Source organism: Bacillus sp. NEB1478 (genome assembly GCF_031582965.1).
In the GTDB taxonomy this organism is placed as follows: Bacteria; Bacillota; Bacilli; order Bacillales; family Fictibacillaceae; genus Fictibacillus.
This window is the reverse complement of the sequence record NZ_CP134049.1, coordinates 3,728,181-3,746,590: the sequence shown is the minus strand read 5'-3', so window position 1 is coordinate 3,746,590 and position 18,410 is coordinate 3,728,181. Positions and strand designations below refer to the sequence as shown.

General features: G+C 37.6%; 19 protein-coding genes. 16 read left to right on the top strand and 3 right to left on the bottom strand.

The annotated features are described in order from the left end of the window. The first annotated feature begins 57 nt into the window (after positions 1 to 57). Both RGB74_RS19040 and RGB74_RS19035 read left to right on the top strand, forming a co-directional pair. On the top strand, positions 58 to 675 hold the full coding sequence (locus RGB74_RS19040) for an NAD(P)H-binding protein (protein ID WP_310760822.1): 618 nt from the start codon (positions 58 to 60) through the stop codon (positions 673 to 675). A 50-nt stretch (positions 676 to 725) separates the two neighbouring features. Beyond that, entirely contained in the window at positions 726 to 2,327 is a 1,602-nt protein-coding gene (locus tag RGB74_RS19035) for an FMN-binding glutamate synthase family protein (RefSeq protein WP_310760821.1), read from the top strand. A 50-nt stretch (positions 2,328 to 2,377) separates the two neighbouring features. Here RGB74_RS19035 and RGB74_RS19030 read toward each other — a convergent pair whose 3' ends face one another. Continuing rightward, positions 2,378 to 2,701 (bottom strand): Mpo1-like protein, encoded by a 324-nt coding sequence (locus tag RGB74_RS19030; protein ID WP_310760820.1) that lies wholly within the window; start codon positions 2,699 to 2,701, stop codon positions 2,378 to 2,380. Between the two features lie 188 nt (positions 2,702 to 2,889). On the opposite strand from RGB74_RS19030, the gene RGB74_RS19025 reads away from it, so the two are divergent. The 6 genes from RGB74_RS19025 (at position 2,890) to RGB74_RS19000 (ending at position 6,707) form a co-directional block, all read left to right on the top strand. Further along, a complete protein-coding gene (locus RGB74_RS19025) occupies positions 2,890 to 3,231 on the top strand; it encodes a MerR family transcriptional regulator (RefSeq protein WP_310760819.1) in 342 nt (113 codons plus the stop codon). Between the two features lie 2 nt (positions 3,232 to 3,233). Continuing rightward, positions 3,234 to 3,683 carry an SRPBCC family protein gene (locus RGB74_RS19020; protein WP_310760818.1) on the top strand — a complete coding sequence of 150 codons (450 nt, stop codon included), beginning with the start codon at positions 3,234 to 3,236 and terminating at the stop codon, positions 3,681 to 3,683. 88 nt (positions 3,684 to 3,771) lie between these two features. Continuing rightward, a complete protein-coding gene (locus tag RGB74_RS19015) occupies positions 3,772 to 4,194 on the top strand; it encodes a pyridoxamine 5'-phosphate oxidase family protein (RefSeq protein ID WP_310760817.1) in 423 nt (140 codons plus the stop codon). 130 nt (positions 4,195 to 4,324) lie between these two features. Next, a complete protein-coding gene (locus RGB74_RS19010) occupies positions 4,325 to 4,831 on the top strand; it encodes a hypothetical protein (protein WP_310760816.1) in 507 nt (168 codons plus the stop codon). A 14-nt stretch (positions 4,832 to 4,845) separates the two neighbouring features. Continuing rightward, positions 4,846 to 5,709 (top strand): ABC transporter permease subunit, encoded by an 864-nt coding sequence (locus RGB74_RS19005; RefSeq protein ID WP_310760815.1) that lies wholly within the window; start codon positions 4,846 to 4,848, stop codon positions 5,707 to 5,709. Next, complete coding sequence (locus tag RGB74_RS19000) at positions 5,706 to 6,707, top strand: ABC transporter permease (RefSeq protein ID WP_310760814.1); 1,002 nt, start codon at positions 5,706 to 5,708, stop codon at positions 6,705 to 6,707. Before RGB74_RS19005 ends, RGB74_RS19000 begins: the two co-directional genes overlap by 4 nt. Positions 6,708 to 6,872: 165 nt before the next feature. Here RGB74_RS19000 and RGB74_RS18995 read toward each other — a convergent pair whose 3' ends face one another. Next, on the bottom strand, positions 6,873 to 7,046 hold the full coding sequence (locus RGB74_RS18995) for a YjcZ family sporulation protein (RefSeq protein WP_310760813.1): 174 nt from the start codon (positions 7,044 to 7,046) through the stop codon (positions 6,873 to 6,875). Between the two features lie 125 nt (positions 7,047 to 7,171). Between RGB74_RS18995 and RGB74_RS18990 the strand changes: the two genes are divergently transcribed. Further along, complete coding sequence (locus RGB74_RS18990; protein WP_310760812.1) at positions 7,172 to 7,660, top strand: DinB family protein; 489 nt, start codon at positions 7,172 to 7,174, stop codon at positions 7,658 to 7,660. A gap of 90 nt (positions 7,661 to 7,750) precedes the next feature. Here the strand turns inward: RGB74_RS18990 and RGB74_RS18985 are convergent, their stop codons facing one another. Then, the gene (locus RGB74_RS18985; RefSeq protein ID WP_310760811.1) at positions 7,751 to 10,198 is read right to left on the bottom strand and encodes a transglycosylase domain-containing protein; all 2,448 of its coding nucleotides are present in this window, start codon (positions 10,196 to 10,198) and stop codon (positions 7,751 to 7,753) included. Positions 10,199 to 10,308: 110 nt separating this feature from the next. Between RGB74_RS18985 and RGB74_RS18980 the strand changes: the two genes are divergently transcribed. The 7 genes from RGB74_RS18980 to RGB74_RS18950 all read left to right on the top strand — a co-directional run bounded on the left by RGB74_RS18980 (position 10,309) and on the right by RGB74_RS18950 (position 18,095). Continuing rightward, positions 10,309 to 10,614 (top strand): hypothetical protein, encoded by a 306-nt coding sequence (locus RGB74_RS18980; RefSeq protein ID WP_310760810.1) that lies wholly within the window; start codon positions 10,309 to 10,311, stop codon positions 10,612 to 10,614. A 151-nt stretch (positions 10,615 to 10,765) separates the two neighbouring features. Further along, positions 10,766 to 11,683, top strand: a complete 918-nt coding sequence (locus tag RGB74_RS18975; protein WP_310760809.1) for a GNAT family N-acetyltransferase — start codon at positions 10,766 to 10,768, stop codon at positions 11,681 to 11,683. A 50-nt stretch (positions 11,684 to 11,733) separates the two neighbouring features. Then, positions 11,734 to 12,345: a TetR/AcrR family transcriptional regulator gene (locus tag RGB74_RS18970; protein WP_310760808.1), complete on the top strand. Its 612-nt coding sequence runs from the start codon at positions 11,734 to 11,736 to the stop codon at positions 12,343 to 12,345. Positions 12,346 to 12,549: 204 nt separating this feature from the next. Continuing rightward, positions 12,550 to 13,095, top strand: a complete 546-nt coding sequence (gene sigX, locus RGB74_RS18965; protein WP_310760806.1) for an RNA polymerase sigma factor SigX — start codon at positions 12,550 to 12,552, stop codon at positions 13,093 to 13,095. Then, positions 13,082 to 14,266: a hypothetical protein gene (locus RGB74_RS18960; protein WP_310760804.1), complete on the top strand. Its 1,185-nt coding sequence runs from the start codon at positions 13,082 to 13,084 to the stop codon at positions 14,264 to 14,266. Before sigX ends, RGB74_RS18960 begins: the two co-directional genes overlap by 14 nt. A gap of 111 nt (positions 14,267 to 14,377) precedes the next feature. Then, on the top strand, positions 14,378 to 14,836 hold the full coding sequence (locus RGB74_RS18955) for a C40 family peptidase (protein ID WP_310760802.1): 459 nt from the start codon (positions 14,378 to 14,380) through the stop codon (positions 14,834 to 14,836). Positions 14,837 to 15,065: 229 nt separating this feature from the next. Then, entirely contained in the window at positions 15,066 to 18,095 is a 3,030-nt protein-coding gene (locus tag RGB74_RS18950; protein ID WP_310760801.1) for an efflux RND transporter permease subunit, read from the top strand. The last annotated feature ends 315 nt before the right edge of the window (positions 18,096 to 18,410 follow it).

The window sequence follows — 18,410 nt, the reverse complement described above, 5'->3', positions numbered from 1 at the left end:
TTTATTCCTAGTAAGAGTGGTAAAAAAGAGTATGACCATTTAATGGGAGGTTTTGATTTGAAAGTCGCTGTAGTCGGTGCTTCTGAAATTGTTGGTGAGTATGTTTTAAAAGCGTTAAATAAACGAGGGTATGAAACGGTAGCCGTTATAAGTGAGATCAATCGAAAGCCTGATATGCACAAATTAGGTGCAACAGAGGTAGCGGTAAGTACTGAACATAATTTTAATGAAGTATTTTCTGAGTGTGATGCTGTTATTTATATTTCTGGGTCCAGTCACAGGGCTGGAGGAAATAAATCCGTTCTTATTGATCATCAAGAAGTGAATGATTCGATTAGAGGAGCCAAAAATCTTGGCATAGAGCGGTTTGTTCTCATGAGTGCGGTTCGTGCACACGAACCTGAAAACAGCGATTTACGGAAAATAGGAGCGAAGCATGCACCAGATGAGCTTTTGCAAAAGGAAGATTTTAAGTACACCATTATTCGGCCAAGTCGGCTAGTGGATAAGCCAGGTACAAGAATGATTCAAACTGGTGAAGGTTTGAGCATAGACGGAGAAATATCAAAAGAAGATGCTGCATCTGTTTTAGTAGAAGTATTAAATAATGAAGCAGCCTTTTATCAAATAATTGAAGTTACAGCAGGGAAGATTCCGATAGCTAAAGCCTTTTAAATTGTAAATGGATTGTTGATGAGGAAAAATGCAGAGAAGGTGTTGATAAAGTGGGAATTACGGATTATTTAGTAATTGGACTAATTGTTTTAATCGGTTTGCTTATTTTGATCCCCCTAGGATTCTTTATCATGTTATATATAAAAGATGATCGCCAAAAACAGCATGCTATACTGCGTAATTTCCCAGTACTCGGAAACATTCGGTATATGAGTGAAAAAATCGGTCCTGAGCTGCGCCAATATCTTTTTAATAACGATAATGAAGGGAAGCCTTTTTCAAGAAAACAATATCAGGATGTTGTTAAAGCCGGCAAATATAAAGAAAGATTGATCGGATTTGGTTCAAATCATGATTTTGAAGCAGAGGGCTTTTATATCCGTAATACACTTTTTCCGAAGCAGCGTGATGAATTGAAAGTCGATAATACAGACAAGGTTCGCACGAAAACGTATAAAGTGGATAAGGACGGTCTTTTTACTAGAAAAGAACATCACGAAGAAAAATTGGTCGATCCTTATTTATTAAGAGATGAGGACGCAGTTGTTATAGGTGAACAAACATGCCGTACACCTTTTATAGTAAAAGGATTAGTAGGACAGTCCGCTATGAGTTTTGGTGCACTTGGCGAAAATGCAATTACCGCCTTATCGAAAGGGCTAGGACTTGCAAAAGGAACGTGGATGAATACAGGTGAAGGCGGTCTGTCTGACTATCATTTAGCAGGCAGCCCTGATATTATTATGCAAATTGGACCTGATCTGTTTGGAGTAAGAAAGCCGAACGGAGAATTTTCTTGGGAAGAATTTAAGAAAAAGAGCCAGATGGATCAGATAAAAGCCTTTGAACTGAAACTCGCCCAGGGTGCAAAAACAAGAGGCGGACATGTTGAAGGAGAGAAGGTAACGGAAGAAATCGCAAAAATTCGGCTAGTAGAGGCTGGTAAAACCATAAACAGTCCGAACCGTTTTTATGAATTTGATAATCCATCGTCTATGTTCGAGTTTATTGAAAAACTAAGAGATGTTGGCGGTAAGCCAGTTGGGATAAAAATTGTTGTAGGAGATTTGGATGCTTTGGAAGATATGGTTGCGACTATGAAAGAAAGCGGGAAGGGCCCTGACTTTATAACCATTGATGGTGGCGAAGGAGGTACAGGAGCAACCTTTCAGGAGCTTGCAGATGCAGTAGGGTTGCCGATCTCAGCTGCTTTGCCTGTTATGGATGAAATGCTTACGAATTATGGTATACGTGACAGAGTTAAATTAATCGCATCTGGAAAACTTATTACTCCTGATAAAGTCGCCATTGCACTTGCGATGGGTGCTGATTTAGTGAATATTGCAAGAGGTTTTATGATTAGTGTGGGCTGTATTATGGCACAGGTCTGTCATACGAACAATTGCCCTGTAGGCGTGGCTACTACTAATAAAAAGCTTCAAGATGGTTTGAGTATTGAGGAGAAACATTATCGGGTTGCAAACTATGTGATTTCCTTACGTGAAGGACTTTTTAATCTAGCAGCAGCAGCAGGACTGGATTCACCTGCAAAATTCAAACGGAAACATATCGTCCATAAAGATGATTTAGGACGAATCTCTCATGTTGAGGAAATCGTTCATGCCGCGTTCCGGGCACAGAAGAATAAATAAGATAAAACAAAAACTCATCTTTTAAAATTAAGGATGAGTTTTTTCGTGATTTACATTCTTTTTGATAACTTATTCATTTCTTTATCTAACTGCCCAAAAAGGATTAAACGATACATACGAAAATCTGCTCGAAGTGACCAAAACGGATGACCGAATGTAGCAGGTTTATTCCCTTCAATAAAGAAATGGCTAAACCAAGCGATTCCGTATGCTACAACAGGCGCCAGCAAAAGAAACCACAAACTGCTCAAAATAGCGAGCAGGATAAAGATGAATACAAACGATGTGCCAACGAAATGCCAGGCTCTTGTCGAGGGCTTGCTATGCTGAGAAAGATAAAATGGCCAAAAATCCTCGTAATCATTAAACTTCATTTTCAATTCCTCCCTATTCATTTTAATATTTCTTTTAGTTTGAGCAAATCCCTTTTGTGTATTAATAGTAATCTTAAAAAGGAATGACAGGTTTCTATAAAGAATGTGATAAGTATTCATTTGAAAAAAGTTGTTGACCTTGTTGTGCACAACACGGTTTATGATGAATTTGCAGGTGGTGATGTAACATGTATAAAGTGAGTGAGTTTTCACAAATGACTGGATTGAGCAAGGAGACATTGAGGTATTATGCTGAGGTGAAGTTATTAGAACCTGCATTCATAGACCGCCGAAATAACTACAGATACTATGATAATGGATCTTACTTGGTTGCGATGATTCTTGTAAGTTTGCGTAAATTCAATTTTACGATACAAGAGATGAAAACAGTTATAGAAGATGAATCTTTTGAGAATCTGGAGAGAATTTTAGTGAACAAGAAACAGGATATTGAAAAAAAGATAAGTGCACTGAATAGCACGATGGATGAAATCGAGCAATTTTTACAATGGGGAAAAGAGGGGAAATAAGAATGATTACATGGAGTGAAGAGAAAGTAATACCCGTTCAAATAGACAAAGTGTGGGAGCTGTTTGAAGATCGTAATCTTCAGAGAATCATGCCTAATGTTGTAGATCATAAACCGCTTGAAATAAAAGAAGGTGTAATAGGTTCAACCTATGAACAAAAATATAGAGAGGGCAAGAGAGTCGAGACATATATTGTAGAATATACGGAATATGAAAATACAGATTCGAAAAAACATAAAAAAATGGAGTTCACACTCGGAAAAGCATTTGAAGTGGAAGCGGCTTTTACATTGATTAAAGTAGATGAAAACAGTACGAGATTTATTTATAAAGGGCAAAACAAAGGGATAAATTTTTTAGGCAGAGTATTATTAAAAATAGCAGGGGACAAAAACAACAATAAAGTAGTACAAGATTTTATGGAGCTTGTAGAAAAGGAAGCATTGAAATAATTATTATATGCTTATGCATAACAAGATGTTTTATATTCCATCCTAAAAGGTAGATTTAAGAGAGAGTAACTTTAAAGGAGTGGAAGAAATGGATAAAGCAGAATTAAAGAATAAAGTCCTAGAAGAACTAGAGAAAAGACAAACTGGAGTTCTTGCAACCGTAAAGCAGAACAAACCACATTCTAGATACATGACGTTTTTCCACGAAGATCTCACATTTTATACGCCTACGAGTATTGAGACTCATAAAGCAGAAGAAATTAAAGAAAATCCGAATGTTCATTTATTAGTTGGATATGAAGGCGAAGGTTACGGAGATTCTTATCTGGAAGTAGAAGGCATCGCAACTATCCAAGATGATATTGCTCTAAAAGAAAAATATTGGTCTGAACAAATGTCTCATTATTTTAACGGGCCAGAAGATCGGAACTATATCCTTTTGAAAATTAAACCATCATCCATAAGGCTGATGAATAGCGATGAAAATGCACCGTTAACATTAGAACTGTAAACAAATGTCTCTCTTTTGAAAAAAAGAGAGGCTTTTTTTATTTTCTAGAGAAATTAATATTAGGTAAATTTTTCTAATTTCGAATAACTAATTGCAGTTTGTTCGTCTTAACATTAAGGGGGAATATATATTGAAAAAATTATGGGGATTATGCATTGTTATCTTATTATTCGCGTTAGCGGCTTGCTCCGATCAGGATTCAGAAAAGAAACCGGAGTTTACTGTAAAGGATGCTATCAAAAAAAACCATGTCGTTATTCAAAACCAGTCAGATAAAACAAATGAATTATTAACGGGAGCAGTAAAAGCAGAAAACCTGCAGCCCATGTTCACATTTTTAGATGATGTAAATGAAGGAAAAGAAAGTAAGGTCCAGATAACCGTTTTTAATAAACAAGGAAAATCGACTACGAGTGACCTGCATTTTATTAATAAAGATAAAACGATTTTCACGAATTATGAAAAGAGCTATGGCATGCCAACGGGTAAAATTGAATGTATGAATGTAAGGGAAAGCAATGAGAGTCTCCAATTGGATGGGTGTAACGGTGATCTTTCTACGATACTAGCGATAAAATACAATATTAGAGAGTACGTGCTTGCCAGTAAAGAATATAAAAAAACGATAAAAAAATAGGGGGATGGGATGTCATGCCGTATATCGTAAAAGACAGTTTGATGTCACTAATATTATCGATTGTAGGAATTGTTTTACTAGGTTCGGTTCCCTTTATGTTTCAAGGAATGGCTTTTCAAGCCGGCACATATTTCGATGGGGTGAAAGAGCTTTTAAACAAGCTTATGCATCCATCGGAACTTATGTATTTTACTGCTAGTGGCGGAGGAGGACAATACTCACTCTTCCCAGATTTGTGGTCCATTTACAGCTACTCTTTAACGATCTTATTTTCTGCTTTTTTTATCGCACTGATCCTCGCTTTGTTATTTGCTATTTTTATTTTTTCACTTCCACCGAGAGCTACAGAAAAAATCCGTGTTTTTTCATTTGTATTTGAATCCATACCAGACATCATGATCGCTATTGGCATGCAGTTTTTTATCATTTGGTTCTTCAAAAAAACGAACATTCTCTTATTTGAAATCGTTTCTTTTTCTGATCAAAAAACTTATTTTGTACCGACTTTTTGCTTAACGGTACTCCCAACACTTCTAATCTTAAGGATTTTACTATTGAATATGGAGGATGAGCTAGGAAAGCTATATGTCGACACGGCAAGAAGTAAGGGACTGAGCAGGTTCAGAATTCTCTGGAGGCATGTCCTCCCAAATACACTTCTAAGTGTTTTTCATCAGTCGCGAAATATTTTATGGTTTATGCTCTCTAATTTATTGATGGTAGAATACTTGTTTAATATTTATGGTATCACCACGTTTGTTAGGGAGAACGGTGAACCAGCCATTTTCACCATTTCTATGATTTTATTGTTTGTACCGATGTTTTTATTTTTCACAGCGGGCAGAATTTTAACGTATAAATGGGTTGGTGAAAAATGATAAGGAATATTTGGAAAGAGCCATTTTTTATTATTGGATTCCTTTTTGTCGCGGGAATACTATTATTTAGTTTTTATCATCAATTTATAATGGATAACAAAATTTATGAGGATCAATATATGTATAACGCAGAAGGAACTCCTTTTGATAAGGCACCATTTGAACCGTCTAGTAAATATTGGTTTGGCAGTGACAGAATGGGAGTCGATTTGTTTTTCCAACTCGTTTCTGGAGCGAAATATACATTAGGGATTGCCTTTTTAGCAAGCTTGCTAAGAGTAGCCTTATCATTCTTTGGGGGCATTTTGCTAGTATGGCTCGGGAGGACGATCTCAATTATTAAAGGCTTATCACAATCCTTTTATTATGTGCCAGCAGCTCTTCTTATCTTCTTTATAGTGGGACCCATTATGAAAGCGGAGGTAATTACATTTTGGGAAAAAGTATTTTTCGAAATGTTTTTTATCGTACTGATCGCCGTCCCCAACACAGCGATACTCATTAAAGAAGAAATCAGTTTAATAGAGCGGGAAGAATTTATTACAAGCGCAAAGTTAATAGGCAGCAGCCGATTAAGGATCTTGTGGAAACATATTATGCCTCACTTATGGCCGAAACTGATTTTGATCTATGTACAGCAAGTCATTGCCGTTCTTCTCTTACTGGCACATTTGGGAATATTGCAGATTTTTATTGGCGGGACGACAATGCGTGAATTCGCAATGGAGTTCATGATACCGGCATCTAATTCTAATGAATGGTCAGGTTTGTTAGGAACTTATTATTATCAGCTTAAACTTGCACCATGGCTGGTGTTTTTTCCGGTAATGAGCTTTGCCCTAGTGATTTTAGCTTTTAACTTTATGGCTGAAGGTTTAAAAAGGGCAACTTACCAAATAACTGGCAGGAAAAGAGGCAAGAGAATCGAAAAGAACAATAAACAGCCGCTTCCTAGCCATGTTTCATTTACTTTTATATCAGATCAAAGAACCGGATAAAGAAAACTTGGCTGACGACAATCCTTTTCTGTCAGCCCTAGTTGTACTTATACTAACGACTTTAACATGTTGCTGCGTCGAACATCAGCCTCTTAAAAATTTATACTTTTCTGATAATGTAAATAAAAAAAGGCAAGAGACTGAACTCTCGCCTTTTTCTTTCTGTTATCTAGTAAACGACGCACCGATAATAATGAGAAGGATAAAGAGCACGACAATTATCGCAAAAGCGCCGCCGCTGCCACCACCATAACCACCATAGCCATAGCCGCCACACGGATTGCAGCAACCATAACCTTGATAACCCCAGTTACGTTGATTTTGTTTTTTTCCAAACATGCTGTAATTCCTCCTTCGTTCTTGTGCCATTTGCTTTCCATACAGTGTATGTCCCAAGAGAAGGAGTGACAGGGACAAAACCCTATGTTTTCTTAAAAAAGTTAATAAAATTGGAGGAATGTAAGGTGAATGAAGTAATAGTTAAATATAAAAATTTTACAAAGTGGCTAGAAACAATAAAAAGGATGCCAGAAGAATATTGGCTTGTTGAGATAAAAGAAGGAAAATGGTCAGTTGGCGAGATCGTTTCCCATATAAAGGCATGGGATAATTTCGTGTGGAATGAAAGAGTGGAGTACTTCATCAACGGTACCGAATTAACAAATAAAAATTTTGACCCAGAGGAAATAAATAAAAATGCTGCAGATGAGGCGAGATCTGGAATATCAAAGAATGAATTAATCCATGAAGTAGTAGAGTGTCGATTTTTTGTTGCGAAAATGCTCGAAGAAGTGCCTGCTCCAATATGGGAAAGAAAAATCGAGCTAGGAAAAGGTGTTGTAACATTATCGGAGTATATAGAGGGTCTTGTAGAACATGATCAGCATCACCAATCACAGATTGAAGAATTTCTTTTATTTAAAGGAATCGATATACACAAGCAAGAAGTGTAAACAAATGGGAAATGAAGTCGAATTTCCCCGGAAATTATCTTAGGAAATAAAAAAGTAACCCGACATTATTCGCGGGTTACTTTTTTCGTATTAATTTTCAGGAGATTTAGAAGTTGTATCTGATGTGTTCGTTGTACCTGTCGTTCCGGTAGTTCCAGTAGTACCTGTAGTTGTTCCGTTCGTTTCCCCTGTTGTTGGCGGTGGATCTGTTGTTCCTGGATCTGTCCCAGGGTCATCAGGGTTATCTGGATCTGTTCCTGGATCATCGGGATTATCATCATCAGTTGGCGGCGGTGGATCCGTTGTTCCTGGATCATCTGGATTATCAGGTTCATCTGGATTTCCAGGTTCAACTACTGGCGGTTTATCGCCTGAGCCGTTATCATCATCGGTTTTCTCGTCTTTATCTGTTTTTTTATCATTTTCTTTCTCTTTGTTTTTCTCTTTCTCTTTGTTCTTGTCCTTGTCCTTATTATTCACTTTGTCTTTATCTGTATTGGTCGTTTTTGCCTTTCTTTCTTTTACTGGTTTTACAAGCTCTTTCGTTGAAGTTCCTTTAACAATTAATTCTCTTGTCACATTAGAGCTGTTCTTATCTTTTGAAATGTATCCAGTTTCTTTATTTACATAAATCTCATCAACGGACTTGGGCTGTTCGAATCCAGCCGTTTTCTTATCTTTAGAAACTTCAGATACGATAGATTTAAAGATATATTTAGCAATCTTTTGGTCTTCTGGTGTTAAGTATTGTTCACTAGTTGTTTTGTCATAACCAGTCCAGACAGCTGCAGTATAGTTAGTTGTATATCCGGCAAACCACGAATCACTTGAACCTTTCTCAATATCTACTCCTTCTGGCATGTTTGTTGTGCCAGTTTTACCAGCAACTTCAAGTCCCGGTATGGCAGCCAATGTTCCAGTTCCTCGTTCAACAACGTCTTTAAGCATATCTGTAATCATGTAAGCAGTGTAATCATGCATGGCAGCAACAGGTTTTGATTCATATGTTTTTTCATAGCCGTCTGTGAATACAACTTTTCTTAGAGTAGTAGGTTCATGATATATTCCTTTATTACCGAATGCTGTGTATGCACCGGCAATTTCTAACGGTGACGGTCCGCGGCTAAACCCGCCTATTGCATATGCAGGTGTAGCATTTTCAATATGGATGCCTAGTTTGTCGGCGAAACCGACTGCATTCTTAGATCCTACCTCCATAAAGGTTTTGATAGCAGGAATATTGTAAGAGTTAACAAGGGCTTCTCTCATTGAGATTTCTCCATGAAATTCATCATCCCAGTTGTTGACTTCCCAATCTCCAATTTCTAATTTTTCATCTTTGATTTGTTTATATGTTGGGTACTTTAACTGATCAATAGCAGGACCATAATCAAGGATGGGTTTAATCGTCGATCCAGGCTGTCTTTCTATATCAGTAGCATAGTTAAAGCCGCCTATTACATCATCTTTATTAGTTGTGCGGTTTCCGCCGATCGCCCGGATAGCTCCAGTCTTTGTATCGAGCAGCGCTACACCCGCTTTAAATTTGTCGCTAGGGTATTTTACAAATTCGTCTGTTGCCAGCACTTTTTCTGTATGTGATTGTGCTTTTGGATCGAGTGTTGTGTATATTTTTAATCCGCCTTCATAGATTGCTGGTTCAGAAACACCTTTTTTCTTCAGTTCTTTAATCACTTGCTGAATAAAAGATTCATATTTTAGACGGTTTCCTTGGTTTTTTACGAGTGAATCAGTAACAGGTGTTTTTAAGGCTTTATCCATTTCCTCTTTCGTTATAGCTTCATTTTTGTACATTAAATGAAGTACCGTATTTCGTCTTTCTTCAGCTTGTTTAGGATGAAGAAAAGGGTCATAACCGCTTGGTCTTTGAGGAAGGCCAGCTAACAAAGCGGCTTCTGCAGGTGTTAAATCGGATAATGGCTTATTAAAGTATGTTTTTGATGCTGTAGCTACACCATAGGCACCGCTGCCAAAGTAGATTTTATTTAAATACATCTCAAGAATTTCATCTTTTGAGTATTTTTGTTCTAGTTTAACTGCTAAATAAGCTTCTTGGATTTTACGTTTAATCGTTTTATCTGATGATAAAACACTATTTTTAACAACTTGCTGCGTGATTGTACTAGCACCCTCGGCACCAAAACCATCTTTCACGTTTGCAAGTGCTGCACCGGCTATGCGTTTAACATCAATTCCGAAGTGTTCTCGAAAACGAGTATCTTCTGTTGAGATAAACGCTTGCTGTACAAGCTCAGGAATCTCTCCAATTTTCGCATATTCCCGACGTTCTTTCCCAGTTACATATGTTACGAACTTATTGTCCATATCATAAATCATGGATGATTGCGGATCGCGCAGGGCCTCTTTTGTTAATTTAGGAGTTCCGTTAACATAGGCATATATCATAGCACCGCCGAATGTAATGCTGGAAAGAAAAAATAGTAATGTTACAAGGGCAGTTCGACGAATCCAAAGGGATTGTTTTTTTCTTTGACGGAGCTCTGTTCTTTTTCCCACAGCACTCTTCCTTTCTTTAGGACACTACCCTTGATTTACCCAATCTTTTCCTAAATAAAACAGTTTATTATATTCAAGGAGGGGAATGATGGGTGGTGAGGAGTGATAGTATGAAAGCTCAGACAAAAGAAAGAGCACAGCTTCTTTATTCTATGTTAGGACAGATTCTTCAAAAAAAGAGTTCCACCGAGGATGAGCTGAACAGGCTGACAGAGATCTCACAATTGCTTAAAGAGGATGTTGAGATAGGAAAAAAAACTTCTGGTGTTTTGGATGACTTAACTAAATTTGGAGCCAGCGGATTAGAAAAGAAAACCGATCAAGAAAGAAATGATTTTATTAAACAAGAAGACCGGAAACTAGAGGAATACTACGAGCATTTTAAAATGCTTTTTGAAGAAAAAAGTAAACAGTAAGTTCGAAAGCTGGTTTATGCGGATTATCATCTAATCTCATGAAATCAGCTTTTTTTTGTCGAACGAATCTTATAGTCATTACAGAATTTTTTTTATAGAATAAAATAAAACGACCAGTCGTTTTTAAAACATGACTTGAGGAGTGAGGCTAGTGTTAGTTATTAAGCGTTTTAGTGAATTGAGTTTTGATGAAGCGATTTCTTTATGGAATGAATCATGGAAACATTATTTCTCTGATATGACGATGGATCTTAACCGTTTTATTCAAAAAGTAGCGGGCGAAGGTATTTCCCTCGAAGATTCTGTTGTAGCCGTGTACGAAGGCAAACTTGCTGGTTTTGTATTAAACAGCTTTCGAGAAATTAATGGCAAACGCTATGTTTGGAATGGCGGCACAGCAATCGCTCCTGATTTTAGAGGAATGGGCATCGGCAAGAAACTGATTTCTGTCTGTTTAGATATTTATGCTCAAAAAGAGGTAGATACTGCAAGACTCGAAGCGATTATGAGCAATACAGCAGCAATTAAACTATATGAAAAAATGGGTTACGAAAAATTTGAAGAACTTATCTTCTTAAACCATGATGGACCAGTCTCCAATTTTTGCGAGATAAATAAGGATATAAAAATAGAAGAAGTGAACTTGCATGCGATTAAAGAAGTTTCCTTTTATGAGCCATTGACGGCATGGCAGACACAATTTGCGAGCTTAAAAGATTTTACATGTGTGATCGCAAGTAAAGATGAGAAGCCTGTTGGCTATACGGTTTACAAGAATAATTACAATGAAAAAGGTGAACTTGCAGCGATTATTCTTTACCAATGTTTCACTGACCCGCAATTAGAATCTGATGAGGAAGCTACAGCAAGTCTATTAGATGCTGCATTCGGACCTTGGGAAACTTCTTGTAAAAGAATAACGTTAAATGTTCCAAAGAAAGATAACGCACTAAATCATTTACTAACGAATGCAGGGTTTACAACATTTGTAGAACAAGTGCATATGGCTCTTCCGATAAAAAAAGAAGCAGAACAGAATTCTATTAAAACTTTTTCCGAAATAGACTGAAAACTTTGATATACTAAACATGAAAGACTTAGTTTTTTGGAGGAAGCATCATGCCCAAGGTTTCAGAGCAATACAAGGAAGAAAAACGCAGCCAAATTATTGAGAGCGCTTTAAAGTGTTTTGGAGAAAAAGGATATCAAGCGACCATTATTGATGATATCGTAAAAGACTCTAATATTAGTAAAGGTGCTATCTATAATTACTTCGCGAGTAAAGAGGAAATTTATCTGCAGCTCCTGCAAATTAATACGAATTCGTTTTTTGATGAAGTCGCACAAGAGAATTCGTTACTTAAAAGTGCTAAAGAAAAACTCATCAATATATTCCGCCGTTTCAGAGAGCAAGAGTTGACAGAAGAAATCCAGCAGGCAAGAAGAGTATATATTGAATTTTGGCTGTATGGATCTAGGCAAGATGATTTACGGGTGATTTTAGAAGAAAGATATAATAAATTCATTGATTATATTGTTACGATTATCCAGGATGGACAATCTGCTGGTGAAATAAAAGAGAATCTTGATCCGCAGAATATATCACGTATATTTTGGGGAATTCGAGACGGAAATGTACTACACTATTCTTTTTTAGGAAATGAAGCAGAATATCGCAAAACTTGGGAAACCCTTGAGGAAATGTTTATAAGTTATGTTATGAATAAATAAATTAACCCGCTGAATTCAGCGGGTTTTTGTTTTGTTTGGCTTTATTTGTCAAAGCAGAACTAGATTTGTTGGTAAATATCGACCAAATGGTCCTTTCCGTAAGTATCTTTTAAAGGTAGACTTGTAATGTGAAATAGTGAGTTGTAACTTTTTTTTAAAATAATTCGACTACATAAAATAGAGAGAGACAGGGGGCCATTAGTAGTGAAAGAAACGTTCGACCGGTTGTACGACGAGTACCACCACGCGTTGTTTCAATTTTTGTTCTATATGGTCCGAAACCGGGAGTCGGCAGAGGATCTCGTACAGGAAGTTTACATCCGGGTTTTAAACTCATATGAAAGTTTTGAAGGAAAGAGTACGGAAAAAACATGGTTATATTCCATAGCTAGACATGTGGCCATTGACTGGTTAAGGAAGCAAGCAAGACGGAGCAAGAAATTTTTGTTCTTTGATATTAAAGAAAGCGAAAACGTTTTACGTGATCAAGACCCCCTTCCAGAAGAGTTAGTAGCTAAGAAAGAGTCTTTCAAAGATTTGTATAAAATGCTAAAACGCTGTTCATTTGATCAACAACAGGTGTTGGTACTTCGATATATCCAATCATTATCGATTGTGGAAACTGCACAAATTTTAAGTTGGACAGAAAGTAAAGTGAAAACCACCCAGCACCGGGCCATAAAAGAATTGCGCAAATGGCTTGATCAGCATCCGGGCCTGGAGGAGGAATTGAAAGATGGAACCAATTAAGTGGAATGACGAAAAGATTGAGCAGCTGCTTAAGAATCTGCCGCCTATAAGAGACCGACGATCCAAACAAGACCTTTTTCTGAGAATACAAGCTAATATTAATTATAAACAAACAAAGGGTAGACGCAGCATTCCATCTTGGGGGCTTCCTGCTTTGGCAACTGCATGTGCACTTGTGCTGTTTGGCGTTTTTGCTCCGGAACTTGTTAAAAACAGCGGTAAGATGGATAACGTATCGTATAAAATCGCTGAGTCAGGAAAAATGGAATCTAAAGCGAGTTTTGACAAGGCTGCAGATCAATCCAATTCAACCATGTCTTTAAACGGTACGGATGCAGTTACCCCTGTCAACGTTAACTATCACGGACCAAAGTTGGCGAAAGAGTTTGCCAATGCAAAAACGGACTGGGTAACAGTAACCTATTTAGATAATCAAGCTCAAATCGTAATTCCTGTCAGTTTTGTTACCAAAAAGTCGAACTACTTAGAAAATGTGAAAGAGCAGCTTAGAAATTTCAAGCCAGAGAATGCTGGACTTTCTGAAAGCTCTTTAAATCGTGCAAAGATTACTGAAGAGGAAGAAACGGTGATCATCGATTGGCCGCCTGGGTCTATTTATGAAGCGGACGAGGATTTGCTAGATCCATTGCTCTCATTAACATTTTTTAATAAAAAACAAAAAGCTGAATTTCGGATGAATGGGCAGAAAGGTTACGAGTTCCCTAACATCGGTTTAAAGAAAGAACAGGACATAACGGCGCCAGCAGGATCTCCATTTTATCGATTTGATACTCCAACAACAGATACGTTTATCGTAAGCCTGTATTCAGCTGGGAAAGAAACACAAGAAATGCCAAAAGACGTTAGTGAAGCAATTAATGAAATGGATGATGATCAAGAACGTGGATTGACACCATTGCTGCCGAAAGATTTGGAACTAAAAGTTGAAATAACCGGTAAACATTCAATTGAAGTAACATTCCCTCATTCATTTAAACTTTATAAGGAAGAAGAAAGCAATATTATGATGATTGATGGTATTCTGCTTACTGCTGAAAGTTATGGTTATCATAGTGTAAAGTTTAATATACCTGGAAAAGATTCAATAGGGACATATAATCTAAAGGAACCGATCAAAGACGTAACCGGAATTAATTTCTATGAACAATAATGTCGAAAAAGGCTGCATTTTGCAGTCTTTTTCTTATGGGAAAATAGAAACCTTGTTACTCTTCTCTTCGTCTAATCTAGTAAAGAAGCTAAAAAGAGAGGATGTTTTTATATGAAACGTATTTTAATCGCATTTGTTTCATTAGGACTTGCCGAAATGTTTATACTAGGCGGTGTAACAGTCGCTAAAGCTTCTCCATCCTATGACCAAGAAGTAACAGAAACGGCCAAAGTCTATATGGGAACTCCCTATAAATGGGGAGGTACAACACCAAAAGGCTTCGATGCATCGGGCTTTACGAAATATATCTTTAAAACAACTGTTGTAAAAAAAGAAATTCCAAGAACGTCTGCTGCACAGTTTAACGGCGGAGCAGCTGTTACTAAAGGAAAAGAAAAATTAGGAGATCTCGTATTCTTTAAGACGAATGGTAAAAGTGTCTCTTTTGTAGGGATCTATCTTGGAAATAAAAGTTTCATAGCGGCTACTACTAAAGGCGTCCGCATCCAGTCGATGAACACAAAATACTGGAAAGATATTTATGCAGGCGCACGAAGATACTTACCTTAATGATTTTGGACTCCACCCTATAAATTTTAGGGTGGTTTTTTCAGTTAAAAAGAATAAAAAATGGAGGACAAACATATAGTTTTTTGTTGATACATAGGGATTTGTGTACATTTGGAAAATTTTTATAGATGCAGCTTGTTTTTACATTCAAATCGTACTACAATATCCAAGTATTGTATAAAAAGTGAGCCTTTCGTACTTAAAGGCTGTAAGGGATGGAGGCAGGGAGATGTTGAAGCTTACATGGTTTTCATTGAAAAACCGTTCAGCCATCGTAATCATGTGTTTGTTGATTTCTGCGTTAGGGGTTTATGCAGGTCAGCGATTACCGATGGAATTTTTACCGAGTATTGATAATCCAATGGTAACAATAACAACACTTGCAGATGGTATGGATTCAGAGACAATGACAGATACCATTACAGAACCTTTGGAACAAGACCTTCGCAATATTAAAGGCGTTGAATCGGTTACTTCTGTATCGGGTCAAGGGATTTCCAAAATTGACTTAACTGTTAATATGGATACAGACATGAAGGAAGTAACTGCAGAAGTAGAACGAAAGACGAATAGCTTCCCGTTGCCAGAAGGGGTGCAAAAGCCATTTGTTGTCCAGTTAAATACGTCGATGATTCCAATTATGGATATGACAATTAACAAGGATGGAGCGTTTACTGCAACCGATTATAAGCTGATTGAAGAAGAAGTCATTCCACAGATTGAAGGAGTTGACGGTGTTTCTGATGCAGCATTGTACGGAAAAGCAACTCGTGAAATTACGTTAAAATTAGATCAAGCTAAGCTCATGGAAAAGAAGGTTGCAGCACCGCAAATTATCGCAGCACTTCAAGGAAAAGATGTTTCGATTCCAGCTGGAGATGTAACACTTGAAGAAAAAACGAACACGCTTCGTGTGCTTGGTGAAATGAAAGATTTGGATGCATGGCAAAATATCGCTGTTGCACCAGGAGTTTTACTAAAAGATGTAGCTGAGTTAAAAGATGTTCAGCACTTGGATTCCATTACACATGTTGATGGAAAAGATGCTATGTATTTAGCTATAACAAAAGAATCAAATGCTAATGCTGTTCAGGTTGGCGACGATGTACGCGCCAAAATGAAAGAGATTAATAAGCAGTACGGAAAGGATTTTAAGCTGGCAGTATTTTTCGCAACCTCTGACTCTGTGTATGATTCTGTAATGAGCATGGCGAAAGAAGTTGCCTTAGGAGCTTTGTTTGCTTCTGTTGTTATCTTGCTTTTCTTGCGTCATTTTAAATCCACAATTATTGCTGTAATCAGTATTCCGTTATCAATTTGCTTAACGTTATTCTTATTGCATCAATCAGGGATTACACTGAATATTTTAACACTAGGCGGATTAGCGGTCGCAGTAGGGCGGCTAGTAGATGATAGTATCGTAGTTATCGAGAATATCTTCCGCCGTCTGCAAACAGGAGAACGCTCGAAAGAACTGATCGTTGATTCTGTAAGAGAGGTCGCAAAAGCTATTACAGCATCCACAATTACAACAATCGCTGTATTTTTACCTGTCGGACTTGTTGAAGGAGCACTAGGCGTTTTCTTCTTGCCGTTTGCATTAACGGTTGTATACTCATTGCTGGCATCACTGCTTGTGGCGCTTACAGTTGTACCGTTAATGAGTTACAAAATGCTGAAAAACGTAAAAGAACATACGCCAAAACCTCCAAGACGCTACTTAAACATCCTAAACTGGTCTTTAAACCATAAATGGATCGTAAGCGGAATTTGTATTTTACTTTTTGCGGGATCAATTGCACTTTATGCTGTGATGCCAGCGGGGGCAATGGATTCGGCAGAAGAAAGTATTGTGAACGTTACGATGGAATATCCTGAAGATACCTCTTTTGATGATGTAAAAGCGGGTACGTTTAAACTAGAAGAAAAAATTAAAAATCACGATGGTGTATTAACAAGTTTCTCACAAGTCGGTGTATCCAGTGAAATGGCACAGTGGGGTCAAGCAAAAGGAAACAACGTTGCAACCTTCACTGCTAAAATGGAAAAAGGCGCTGATACAGATCAATTCTTATCAGATATGAAAAATCTCGAAAAAGAGTTTGCTCCAGCAACGGTTTCTGCAAATAAGGCGAGTATGATGGGTGGCAGCTCAAATATATTAACGCTGAACATCACAGCTGAAAAGCAGACTGACCTTGCACCAATGGCTGAAAAGTTAACCAAGAAATTAAAAGATGTAAAAGGGCTGGAAAATGTACAGTCCAATAATGAAGATATTAAAAATGAATGGGTAATGAACGTTAACCAATCAAAAGCGCAAGAGGCAGGGTTAACACCTTCTGATATTGCTCAACAACTAAAAGGATTAGTCAATAATAGTCCGGTCGGCCAAATTACGTTAGATGGCATTAAACTGCCAGTAGTCATGAGTTATGACTTAAGTGACGTGAATGACCGTGAAGACTTGATGAGTTCGATCGTTCTTTCACCAGTAAAGGGACCTGTCGCATTGAAGGATGTTGCGGACTTAACACTTAAGCCTGCGAAATCACAAGTATTCCGTAAAGACGGGAAAGAGTATTTGCAAGTTACAGGCATGATCACAGATGAAAATGTGAAGAAAGTAAACCTTGATGTTTCTAATGTTGTTAAAGAACTTGAGAAACCTGATGGTGTTAAAGTAGCAATAGGCGGAGTAGGCGAAGAAATGAACGATCAGTTCATGGATCTGTTCATGACGATGGGGGCAGCGATTTTCATTGTGTACTTGATCATGGTCGTTACATTCGGTCAGGCACGCGCGCCGTTCGCAATTTTATTCTCATTACCTTTTGCAGCAGTCGGTGCTATTATTGCACTTGCTATATCTCGCATTCCGCTGGATATCTCTTCTCTCATCGGAGCATTGATGTTAATCGGAATCGTAGTTACAAACGCTATCGTATTTATCGACCGCGTTCAACAGCAGCGAGATAAAGGATTGAGTGTACGAGATTCCATTTTAGAAGCAGGAGCTACTCGTCTTCGTCCGATCCTAATGACAGCTGTTGCAACCATTTGTGCGATGATTCCATTGATGCTTGGCGGAGAAAGCGGAAGCCTAGTATCAAAGAGCTTAGCGATAGTAGTAATTGGCGGATTAACGGTTTCAACATTACTAACGTTAGTTGTCGTACCGGTAATCTATGAAATGCTGGCAAACATCGGAAAGCTGTTTAATCGTAAAAAGAAAAAGCGGTCATCAGCTGCTGCTTAATTGAACGCCCTGGCACGTAAAGTGCCGGGGTGTTTTTATGTTCATTGATAAGGGGCGAATATCGAAGACTTTGTATATGCACAATTCGTTTCTGATTTTTAGTGGGATATTAATGGGAGCTATTGCGGAAGTGGTGCGTCGAAATTTATCGAGAGACTTAATAATTTCAGATTAGACTTAATTAGTGTTGAAAGAGACTTAATTATGAAGAATTAGACTTAATTCACTCTCAAACAGACTTAATAATTTCAGATTAGACTTAATTAAGAAAAACCGCAGAAAACCTGCATACGTTTGCCTCTTTTAAAGAAGTAT

What these genes read in the sequence shown, in the direction of transcription:
- RGB74_RS19030 (WP_310760820.1), bottom strand. Translation starts at nt 2,701, where the DNA reads ATGAAGTTTAATGATTACGAGGATTTTTGGCCATTTTATCTTTCTCAG.
- RGB74_RS19025 (WP_310760819.1), top strand. Translation starts at nt 2,890, where the DNA reads ATGTATAAAGTGAGTGAGTTTTCACAAATGACTGGATTGAGCAAGGAG.
- RGB74_RS19020 (WP_310760818.1), top strand. Translation starts at nt 3,234, where the DNA reads ATGATTACATGGAGTGAAGAGAAAGTAATACCCGTTCAAATAGACAAA.
- RGB74_RS19015 (WP_310760817.1), top strand. Translation starts at nt 3,772, where the DNA reads ATGGATAAAGCAGAATTAAAGAATAAAGTCCTAGAAGAACTAGAGAAA.
- RGB74_RS19005 (WP_310760815.1), top strand. Translation starts at nt 4,846, where the DNA reads ATGCCGTATATCGTAAAAGACAGTTTGATGTCACTAATATTATCGATT.
- RGB74_RS19000 (WP_310760814.1), top strand. Translation starts at nt 5,706, where the DNA reads ATGATAAGGAATATTTGGAAAGAGCCATTTTTTATTATTGGATTCCTT.
- RGB74_RS18995 (WP_310760813.1), bottom strand. Translation starts at nt 7,046, where the DNA reads ATGTTTGGAAAAAAACAAAATCAACGTAACTGGGGTTATCAAGGTTAT.
- RGB74_RS18980 (WP_310760810.1), top strand. Translation starts at nt 10,309, where the DNA reads ATGAAAGCTCAGACAAAAGAAAGAGCACAGCTTCTTTATTCTATGTTA.
- RGB74_RS18970 (WP_310760808.1), top strand. Translation starts at nt 11,734, where the DNA reads ATGCCCAAGGTTTCAGAGCAATACAAGGAAGAAAAACGCAGCCAAATT.
- RGB74_RS18960 (WP_310760804.1), top strand. Translation starts at nt 13,082, where the DNA reads ATGGAACCAATTAAGTGGAATGACGAAAAGATTGAGCAGCTGCTTAAG.
- RGB74_RS18955 (WP_310760802.1), top strand. Translation starts at nt 14,378, where the DNA reads ATGAAACGTATTTTAATCGCATTTGTTTCATTAGGACTTGCCGAAATG.
- RGB74_RS18950 (WP_310760801.1), top strand. Translation starts at nt 15,066, where the DNA reads ATGTTGAAGCTTACATGGTTTTCATTGAAAAACCGTTCAGCCATCGTA.